The sequence below is a fragment of the Pseudomonadota bacterium genome (assembly GCA_039815145.1).
Classification (GTDB): domain Bacteria; phylum Pseudomonadota; class Gammaproteobacteria; order Steroidobacterales; family JBCBZW01; genus JBCBZW01.
Window position 1 is genome coordinate 1 of the sequence record JBCBZW010000161.1, and the last position, 9,912, is coordinate 9,912.

The 9,912-nt window shown below is 69.0% G+C and carries 7 protein-coding genes; 2 read left to right on the forward strand and 5 right to left on the reverse strand.

Annotation, left to right across the window (positions count from 1 at the left end; all coding sequences use genetic code 11):
* The 5 genes from AAF184_22590 to AAF184_22610 all read right to left on the reverse strand — a co-directional run.
* On the reverse strand, positions 1–452 hold a 452-nt coding region (locus AAF184_22590; protein ID MEO0425141.1), incomplete at its 3' end, for a DNA polymerase IV.
* Positions 453–474: 22 nt separating this feature from the next.
* Positions 475–1,068, reverse strand: coding sequence for a YceI family protein (locus tag AAF184_22595; GenBank protein ID MEO0425142.1), 594 nt, complete (start codon positions 1,066–1,068; stop codon positions 475–477).
* A gap of 79 nt (positions 1,069–1,147) precedes the next feature.
* Positions 1,148–2,206 carry a DUF3667 domain-containing protein gene (locus AAF184_22600; protein ID MEO0425143.1) on the reverse strand — a complete coding sequence of 353 codons (1,059 nt, stop codon included), beginning with the start codon at positions 2,204–2,206 and terminating at the stop codon, positions 1,148–1,150.
* 12 nt (positions 2,207–2,218) lie between these two features.
* A complete protein-coding gene (locus tag AAF184_22605) occupies positions 2,219–4,711 on the reverse strand; it encodes an acyl-CoA dehydrogenase (protein MEO0425144.1) in 2,493 nt (830 codons plus the stop codon).
* A 68-nt stretch (positions 4,712–4,779) separates the two neighbouring features.
* Positions 4,780–5,760, reverse strand: coding sequence for a malate dehydrogenase (locus AAF184_22610; protein ID MEO0425145.1), 981 nt, complete (start codon positions 5,758–5,760; stop codon positions 4,780–4,782).
* A gap of 279 nt (positions 5,761–6,039) precedes the next feature.
* Between AAF184_22610 and AAF184_22615 the strand changes: the two genes are divergently transcribed.
* Together AAF184_22615 and AAF184_22620 are read left to right on the forward strand one after the other, a co-directional pair.
* On the forward strand, positions 6,040–7,077 hold the full coding sequence (locus tag AAF184_22615; GenBank protein MEO0425146.1) for a hypothetical protein: 1,038 nt from the start codon (positions 6,040–6,042) through the stop codon (positions 7,075–7,077).
* A 27-nt stretch (positions 7,078–7,104) separates the two neighbouring features.
* A partial coding sequence (locus AAF184_22620) for an efflux RND transporter permease subunit (GenBank protein ID MEO0425147.1) occupies positions 7,105–9,912 on the forward strand: 2,808 nt, incomplete at its 3' end.

Genomic DNA, 9,912 nt, shown 5'->3' on the forward strand with positions numbered 1-9,912 from the left:
ATGTTGTGCGCCATGCCGACGGAGGCGGTCAGGGCGGTGCGGTCTTTGATCAGATCCTTGATGCGCTTGCCGATGGTCTCGATGTCGCTTGCGGTGGCGGCCTCCGTCACGTCCAGGTAGGCCTCGTCCAGGGAAAGGCCCTGCACCTGTGAGGCGTGCTCGTGGAACACGGCGAACACCTGGGAAGACACCTCCCGGTAGCGCGCCATGCGTACCGGCACGCGTACCAGCTCCGGGCAGCGTTCGAGCGCCTGACGGATCGGCATGGCCGACCGCACGCCGTAGCGGCGCGCTTCGTAGCTGGCGGCGGCGACCACGCCTCGGTTGGTGGTGCCACCCACCACCAGCGGCTTGCCGCGCAGCTCCGGTTGGTCGCGCTGCTCCACGGAGGCGTAGAACGCATCCATGTCGACGTGCAGGATGGCGCGCCGGGGCGCGTGCCCGTCGTTCATGGCCGTCGCCGCCCGCGCGCGGCTAGTGCTCCGGACGGAAGTGCAGGGCGAAGGTCACGGGCACGGCGGGGCTGATGGCCGGCAGCCCGGCGATGGCACGCAAGCGCTCCACGCCTTCCCCCAGGGCGTACTGCCCGGCGTTCACGATCACCGGCAGTCGGCTGGTGACGATCAAGCCGCCGTCGGCCGCCCCCACCACGTCGACCACCAGCCGGATCTTGCCCTCTTCGCCGTGCAGGGCCAGGGCGCCGGCCACCTCGAGGCTCTTGCGTTCGCCGGCCGCGAGGCCGTCCCAGAGCGCGGGGTCCAGGTCAGCGCGGATGATCGCCTCCGGGAAGTCGGCGATCTCGAACAGCATGTCGCGCATGCGCTCGTTGCGCACCTCGATCGCCGTGTCGACGCTGGCGAGGTCGATCGCGAGGCGCAGCCCCCCGTCCTCACCGAGCTTTCCGGCCACCTTGGCGAAGCGGTGAATCTCGGCGACCGTGCCGGCCTTGGTGGAGATAAAGTTCACCGATGCGTCTGCCGGTGCCAGGCGGTAGCCGGCGGCCGAGGCGGTGGCGCTGACCAGCAACGTGAGCGCGGCGACGCACAGGGCACGAGTGGATCGGATCATCTCAGCGGTCTCCTCTGGCAGGAACTGCGTACTGGTTGGGACAACGCCTGACACCTTAGGTGCTGCCTCGCGGTCGGATTCACCGGGTAAACGACTCCACTGCCAACAGCAATCCCACCCCCAGGGCCACGCTGAGGCCCACCATGTAGGCGAAGCTGAGCACGGAGAATTTCACGGCCGTGAGCAGGCGGCCCTGGCCGTAAACCGTACGCATGGCCCGGTAGAGATACCAGGGCGTGTAGACGGACGTGTAGGTGATGAGCAGCCCCTTGATCCATCCCCATAGCGGTAAGCCGGCGAGGAGCACGGTGAGCCCGATCAGCAGGAACACGAAGGAGTGGTAGTGGGAGAGTAGGATCAGGTGCTCCACGTAGCGACGCCCGCTGAACAGGTAGAGCACGGTCAAGCAGAGCGCCATGAGCGGTAGGATGGCGAGCAACATCGCCGGTAGGGCGTCGAGGAACTCCTCGGCGAAGCGTTGTGGCCCGCCCTCGCGGGTAAACAGTTGGCAAGCGCGCTCGGCGCGCTGGCGCAGCAACGAGCGCAGCCACGGCGCGCTGATGCCATCCATCTCGATGTCCATGTCCGCGCACTGGTCTTCTTCCTCCGCCACCGCTGCCGCCTCACCTTCGTCAGCGCTTAGCGCGTCGGGCGTCGCCGGCGGCTCCTCGATGCGTTCGCGGTTGGTACGCACGATCTCTTCGATCTGCGCATCGAGGGAGTCCAGCTGGCCGTCGACGGGGTCTGTGTCGGCCGCCGGGTCCGCGGGCGCATCCGTCGGCTGGGCGCCGTCCTCTTCCGTGAGCGTGGTGGCGGTTCGGAAGTTCTCGCTGACCCCTTCGAGGAGCAGGGGGACGGTGAAGATGGCCAGGAACAGCAGGCTCGTGAGCAGGTACAGGCGCACGGGCGGGGTGTACGCGTGGCGACGCCCGGCGAGGTAGTCGGCGGTCATCGCCCCGGGGCGGAACATCAGGTAGCTCAGCGTTCGCCAGGCGCGCGAGTCGAGGGAGAAGACGTCGCGCAGGTATTCGCTCGTGAGCTCGCCGATCGACATGATCGGACTGCGCCGCGGCTGCCCGCAGGCAAAGCAGTAGTCGCCGGTCAGCGCTTCTCCGCAGTTGCCACACTCCGCGCTCATGCTGCTCGTGGCTCAGGTGCTCGCAATGCTGCGGCTGCTGCGCCCGCCCTTGACCGGGCGCTTGCGGCGGGTGCCGAGTTCGTAGCTGTCGAAATCGTCCACGGCCATGAGGTCACTCACGCGCTGGGCATGATCGGTGAGTGCTCTGACCTCCCCCGCCTCCAGGACGCCAGCGCGACCGGCAGCGGTGATCTGATCCGTCCACTGGGTGGCAGCGCCCTTTTGCAGGCGCCCTTCGCGCACCGCTTCACGCACCCGATCCTCGAGGAAGGAAAGCTCGTCGAGTTCTTCCAGCAAGCCGTCCAGCAGGCCGATGGGATTGTTAGCTTCGCGCACGAGGTAGGTGCCCTCGACGATGCGCAAGCGCGTGCTGCTGTAGGTGCTGACCAGCGCCGCGACCTCGTGGGTCAGCGCATCCGACGGCGGGTGCAGGTCGCGGCCCCGCGGGAGCAGGACCAGCTGGGTCAGCGTACGACCCATTCGCCCGGGCAGGTTGGCCACGAAGGCGGCGAGCGCCTCCTGGGCGAGGGCGAGCTGTGTCTCACAGCACCAGCGCACCATCGCCAGGTCTTCCTCGGGGGAGCCTTCGTCTTCGAAGCGTTTGAGCGCTGCGCTGGTGAGGTAGAGGGCGGAGAGCGCATCGCCCAGGCGAGCGGTGACCGCTTCGTGGCGCTTGAGGCGTCCTTGGTAGGTGTTGAGGGCCACCTCGGTGGCGAAGGCCAGGGCAGCGCTCATGCGCGTGGCCTGCTGGTAGTAGCGACGCACGCGTCCTTCGCCGGGCGTGGGTACCCACCTTGCGCCCGTGGCGCCGTCGACGAAGGCGCGCGCTGCCATCGTCAGCGTGTGGCCGAGGTGGCCCATCAGGGCCTGATCGAAGCGCGAGGCTGCAGCCGAGTCGTCCTCGTCGCGATTGGCGGCGGCGCGCATCTCCTTGGCCAACCATGGATGGCAGCGCAGAGCGCCCTGGCCGAAGATGATCATCGAGCGGGTGAGGATGTTGGCGCCCTCGACGGTGATCATCACCGGCACGCTCTGGTAGCCGCGGCCAAGGTAGTTCTTAGGCCCGAGCATGATGGCCTTACCGCCGTGGATGTCCATCGCGTCGTTGGCCACCTGCCGCCCGAGCTCGGTGATGTGGTACTTCATGATGGCGGAGGCCACGGCGGGCGCCTCGCCCAGGTCGATCGCCGCCAGGGTCATGCGGTTGGCCGCCTCCATCAGGTAGGCGTTGGCGGCGATGCGAGCGAGCGGCGCCTTGATGCCCTCGAACTCGGCGATCGGGCGCCCGAACTGTCGGCGCAGGGCGGCGTAGGCGCTGCTGGCGGCGAGCGCCGCCCGCGCCCCGCCCGCGGCGTTGGCGGGGAGGGAGATGGAGCGCCCCACCGTGAGGCACTCCACCAGCATGCGCCAGCCGTCCCCCGCCCGTTCAGCGCCGCCGACGATGTAGTCGACCGGCACGAACACGCGCTCGCCGATCACCGGGCCATTCTGGAACGGTGTGTTCAAGGGGAAGTGGCGGCGCCCGGTGCGCACGCCGGGCGTGCTGACGGGGATGAGCGCCACGGTGATCCCGAGGTCCACGGCGCCACCTAGCAAATTCTCTGGGTCGCGTAGCTTGAAAGCCAGGGCGATGACTGTGGCGACGGGGGCGAGGGTGATGTAGCGCTTGGCGAAGTCGAGGCGGATGCCGAGCACCTCCTCGCCCTCGTGAAAGTCGTAGCAGAGCACCCCGACGTCGGTGATGGCGGTGGCGTCGGAGCCCGCCTCGGCGCTCGTGAGGGCGAAGCAAGGCACCTCCTCACCGCTCGCAAGGCGCGGCAGGTAGTGCTCGCGCTGGGCGTCCGTGCCGTACTCCAGGAGCAGCTCGGCGGGCCCTAGGGAGTTGGGAACGGCAACTGTGGAGGCGGCGGTGATCGACCGGGCTGCGATCTTTGCCAGCACGCAGGAATGGCCCCAGGCGGAGAACTCGAGGCCCCCGTAGCGCTTGGGGATGATCAGGCCGAAGAAGCCGTTGGTCTTCAGGAATTCCCACACGGCCGGCGGCAGATCGCCTTCCACGTGGGTGATCTCCCAATCGTCGAGCATGGCGCAGAGCTCGTTGACCGGGCCGTCCAGGAAGGCCTGCTCATCCTCTTCCAGACGCACGCGGGGACAGCCGAGCAGGCGATCCCAGTTGGGTTGACCGGCGAAGAGCTCGCCTTCCCACCACACCGTGCCCGCCTCCAGGGCTTGGCGCTCCGTGGCGGAGACGGCCGGCATGGCGCTGCGATAGCGGCGCAGGGCAGGCTTGGAGAGCAGGGCGCGGCGCAGGACGTCGACGTTGAGCACGCCGAGGGCGATGAGCACGAGCAGGGCGAGCACTCGCCAGGGCAGCAACACCCCCGGCAGCAGCAGCACGGGGCTGAGCAGGATCGCCACCACCAGGGTGCTCTGACCGAGGGAGGCCTGGCGGTAGGCCAGGCCCACGCCGATACCGGCGAGCAGGAGCAGCCAGAGGGCGGTCACGTGCGCATCACCTGCTCGGGTGGGAAGGCGTCGCGAACTCGCGGGGAGCCGCGACGCTCGAGGATGCCCTAACCGAGCAGATCCGCGATGGCGGCCCGCTCCTCACGCAGCTCGGCTTCCGTCGCCGCCATGCGCTCGCGGCTGAACGCGTTGATGTCCAGGCCCTGCACGATCTCGTAGCGCCCGTCCTTGCAGGTGACGGGGTAGGAGTAGATCACGCCGGGCTCGATGCCGTAGCTGCCGTCCGCCGGGATGGCCATGCTGGTCCAGTCGCCCTCGGCGGTGCCCTTCACCCAGTCGCGCACGTGGTCGATGGCGGCGGAGGCGGCGGAGGCGGCCGAGGACGCGCCGCGGGCCGCGATGATGGCGGCGCCGCGCTTCTGCACGGTGGGGATGAAGTCGTCCGTGAGCCAGGACTGCTCGACCAGATCGGTGGCCGCCTTGCCATCGATCTTGGCGTGGTGCACGTCCGGGTACTGGGTGGCCGAGTGGTTACCCCAGATGGTCAGGCCCTTGATCTGGCTGACGTGAGTACCCGTCTTCGCGGCCAGTTGGGCCTGCGCGCGGTTGTGGTCGAGGCGCATCATGGCGGTGAAGTTGGCCGGGTCGATGTCCGGCGCGTTGGCGGAGGCGATCAGGGCATTGGTGTTCGCCGGGTTGCCCACCACCAGCACGCGCACGTCGCGGCTGGCGACGTCGTTCAGGGCCGTGCCCTGGGTGGAGAAGATCTTGGCGTTCTCCATCAGCAGGTCGCCGCGCTCCATGCCGGGGCCGCGCGGCTTGGCGCCCACCAGCAGGGCGTAGTCGCTCTTGTCGAAGGCGGTCTCCACCTGATCTGTGGTCACCACGCCGGCGAGCGTAGGGAAGGCGCAGTCATCGAGTTCCATCGCCACCCCTTCAAGGGCGCCGAGCGCCGGCGGGATTTCCAGCAGCTGCAGGATCACCGGTTGGTCGGGGCCGAGCATCTGGCCGGAAGCGATACGGAAGCAGAGCTGGTAGCCGATCTGGCCGGCAGCCCCGGTGATGGAGACGCGCACGGGCGAAGTCATGGAGGAGAGCTCCCTAGGCGGAGAACCGCCTGTAAGTTGTTGCTGGCGAAGGGGGCCAAGCGCGCTTGCCGGCCCGGATTCTGCAGGGCTCGCATGGTACCACCGCCGCTGGCGCCTGGCTGGCTTTGGCGGGCAGCACGATGCTAGCGTATGCGTACTCATTTTCGCCTTTTCGGCTGTCCACTGCACGTGCTTCTTCGCTTCCTTCCTCGTCGCAATCCCGGTCCGTATCCGCGTGGCGCTCGCCTGCTCGGGAGCCTGCTGTTGTGCCTCGGCGTCATGACCACGGGGCCACTCCTCGCGGACGATGACGACGACGAGCCGGGCGAAGGCGAGGGGGCGGTGCGCGTGCTCGAGGGGGGCACGGTGGCGGTGGTGCTCGACGACGAGCTGCGCGATGCCATCGGCGTGCGCACGCAAGCCCTGGTGGCGACCGAACGGCGCGAGAGCTACGGCGCCTGGGTGCAGGTGGTGAACACGGCCCCTCTGATCGAGGCCCGCAGCCAGTACGCCCTGTCCGTGGCCACCGAGTCGGTCACCGATGTGGATATGCAGACCGCCCGCGCGGAGTACCGGCGCCTGGTCGAACTCGGCGAGCGGGGGCGCATCGTGTCCCCCCAGGATCTGCGCCGCGCCCAGGGCGAGTTTCAGCGTCAGCAGGCGTTGGTGCGCACCGAACAGATTCGTCAACTCACGATTCGCGACGAGCTGGCCCAGGCCTGGAGCCCGCAGCTGGCCGACGCCGTGTTGGCGGACGAGGACCCGTTGATCCGGGCGGTGGTGGAACGCGAACGTGTGCTGCTGCGCCTGACCTTGCCCCCGGGGCGCACCCTGATCGCGGACGAGGGCACGGGCGAGGCTGCCCGCGTGGACGTGCTCCTGCCCGACGGCGCCGGGCGGGCGCCCCGGCGCATGGCCGCGCAAGTACTCGCCCCCGCCACCGAGACCGACGCCCGCCTGCAGGGGGAGACCTGGTGGCTCTCGGTGCCGAGCCAGCGCTTGCGCACGGGGATGCGCTTGTCGGCGCAGGTGGAGTCCGCCGACGGCACGGCCGAGCGCGGCGCCCTGGTGCCGAGCCAGGCGGTGGTGTGGCATGACGGCCGCCCCTGGGTGTACGTGGCGGTTGACGAGGACGACGACGCCGGTGTGGCCTACGCGCGCCAAGACCTATCTCAGGCCGCGGAGCAGTTCGATGGCTGGTTCGCGATGACCGGCGTCGCGCCCGGGCAGGAGGTGGTGGTGAGTGGCGCCACCACGTTGCTGTCGGAAGAGTACCGCTGGCAAATCCCCACCGAAGACGACGATGACGACGACTGACCGTCATCGCCCCGAGTCACCCGCTCTATGCTGACCCAACTCGTCCGCTTCTCTTCTCGCCAGGGAGGGGTGGTGGTCGTGCTCGCCGGGCTCGCGATGGCCTACGCGGGCTACCTGATCTCCACCGCCGGCCTCGACGTGTTCCCGGAGTTCTCGCCACGCCAGGTGGTGGTGCAAACCGAAGCCCCCGGCCTCACGGCGGAGCAGGTGGAGCGGCTGGTCACCCAGCCCATCGAGTCTGCCTCGAGCGGACTCACGGATCTGCAGGAGCTGCGCTCCGAGTCGATTCAGGGGCTGTCCGTCATCACCCTGGTGTTCGCGCCCCACACGGATGTCTACCGCAACCGTCAGCTGGTGGGCGAGCGCCTGGTGGCGGCGGCGGATCGCCTGCCCGACGGGGTGCAGGCGCCGGTGATCGTGCCCCTGGCCTCGTCTTCGGCCACGGTGATGACCATCGGCCTGACCTCGCCGACGCGCTCGCCCATGGCCCTGCGCTCGCTGGCGGATTGGACGGTGGTGCCCGCGTTGCTCAGCACCCCGGGCGTGGCCGACGTCAACGTCTTCGGCGGCGAGGAGCGCCAGCTCCAGGTGCAGGTGGACCCGCGGGCGCTGGAGCGCTTCGAGGTGTCCCTGGCCGAGGTGCAAGCCGCGGTGGAGCGCGCCGTGGGCGTGCCGGCGGCCGGTTACCTGGATAACGGGCAACAGGAGTTCGCCCTGCGCTTGACGGGGATGCCGGACACGGCGGACCGCCTGCGCGACCTCGTGCTCACCCGTGCCGAGGGCGGCACCTTGGCCCTGTCGCAGGTGGCGCGGGTGATGGAAGCGCCCGCGCCCCGCATCAGCGCCGCCGCGATCCTCGGCGAGCCGGCGGTGATCATGATGGTCATCGGGCAGTACGGCGCCAGCACGCTCGAGGTGACCCGCGCCCTGGAACAGCGCTTGGGGGAACTCGACCCTGTGTTGGCCCAGGATGGCGTGGTCCTGCACAGCGACATCTTCCGCCCGGCCGACTACATCGAACGATCGCTCGAGAGCATCCTCGATCACCTGGCCGTGGGCGCCGTGCTGGTGCTGGTGGTGCTCGGCGCCTTCCTCTTCGACGGGAGAGCAGCCTTGATCTCGGCGGTCGCTATCCCCCTGTCGCTCATCGCCGCGGCCGCTGTGCTGACGGGGGTGGGGGCGAGCATCAACATCATGGTGCTGGGTGGCCTTGCGATCGCCTTAGGTGAAGTGGTTGATGATGCGATCATCGATACGGAGAACATCTTCCGTCGCCTGCGCGAGAACGCTTCCTTGGCAGCTCCCCGTTCGGCGGCGGATGTGATCTTCCAGGCCTCGATGGAGGTGCGCGGATCCGTCGTCTACGCCACCTTCATCGTGGTGCTGGTGTTCGTGCCCTTGCTCACCTTGGGCGGGGTGGCGGGACGCCTGTTCAATCCCTTGGGGCAGGCGTACATCCTCGCGGTGCTGGTGTCCTTGCTGGTCGCCCTCACGGTCACGCCCGGCCTATGCGCCGTGCTCCTCGGCAACGCGCGAAATCTGCCCACCCAGGCGCCGCCCCTGGTGCGGTGGATGCAGCCCTACTACGCGGCGGTGTTGCGCGCGGTGTGTCGCGTGCCGGCGTTGGCGGCGCTGTTCACCGCGGTACTGCTCGCCTGGGCCCTGCTCACCCTGCCGCGCCTCGGCGCCACGTTCCTGCCCCCTTTGCGCGAGGGGCACTACATCGTGCACACGGCCAGCATGCCGGGCACGTCCCTCGACGAATCCCTGCGCATCGGTACGGCGCTGGTCAGTCGCTTCGCCCAGTTGCCCGGGGTGCGCAAGGCCTCCCAATGGGCGGGACGGGCGGAGCGCGGCGCAGACACCTATGGATCCCACTACAGCGAGTACGACATCACGCTCGAGAGCGACCTGAGTGGGGCGGAGCAGCAGGCGCTGTTCGATGCGGTGCGCGACGTGCTCAACGAGTTCCCAGGCATCGTCTTCGAGGCCAACACCTTTCTGATCGAGCGCATCGATGAAACCGTCTCCGGCTACACGGCGCCGGTGGTGGTGAACGTCTACGGCACGGATCTCGACGAGCTCGACCGCACCGCCTTCGCCGTCGCCGCGCAGATGCGCGAGGTGCAGGGCGGGGCGGAAGTGCAGGTGCGTGCACCGCCAGGTCGGCCGGAGTTTCAGGTCCGGCTGCGGCCACAGGCCTTGAGCGATCTCGGCCTTCGCCCGCAAGACGTCTTGGATGTGGTGCAGGTGGCCTTCGGCGGCGCCCTGGTCGGCCGCCTGTTCGAGGGCAACCAGGCCTTCGACCTGGCGGTGGTGCTGCTGCCGGAGGCGCGGCAACGGCGCAGCGACCTCCTCGCCCTGCCGCTGACCGCCCTCGATGGACGCCAGATACGCCTCGGCGAGGTGGCGGAGGTCACCCAGGTGACCGGGCGGTACAACATTCTTCACCGTGCCACGCGGCGCGTGCAGTCGATCACCGCTCAGGTGGTCGACCGCGACCAACAGGGCTACGTGGACGAGTTGCGCGAACGCATCCTGGAGGAGGTGTCCCTGAGCCCGGGCACCACCCTCGAATTCACCGGCGCCGCTATCGCCCAATCGCAGGCCCGGCAGGAACTGCTGGTGTACGGGCTGTTGGCGAGCGCCGGCGTGCTGGTGCTGGTATTGCTGGCGTTGCGCAGCGTGCAGGCGACGGCCCTGGTCCTCGCCAATGTGCCCTTCTCCCTGGTGGGTGGCGTGGCGGCGGTGCTGCTCGATGGGAGCGTGCTCACCGTAGGCTCGATGGTGGGTTTTGTGACGCTCTTCGGCATTACCGTGCGCAATTCGATCATG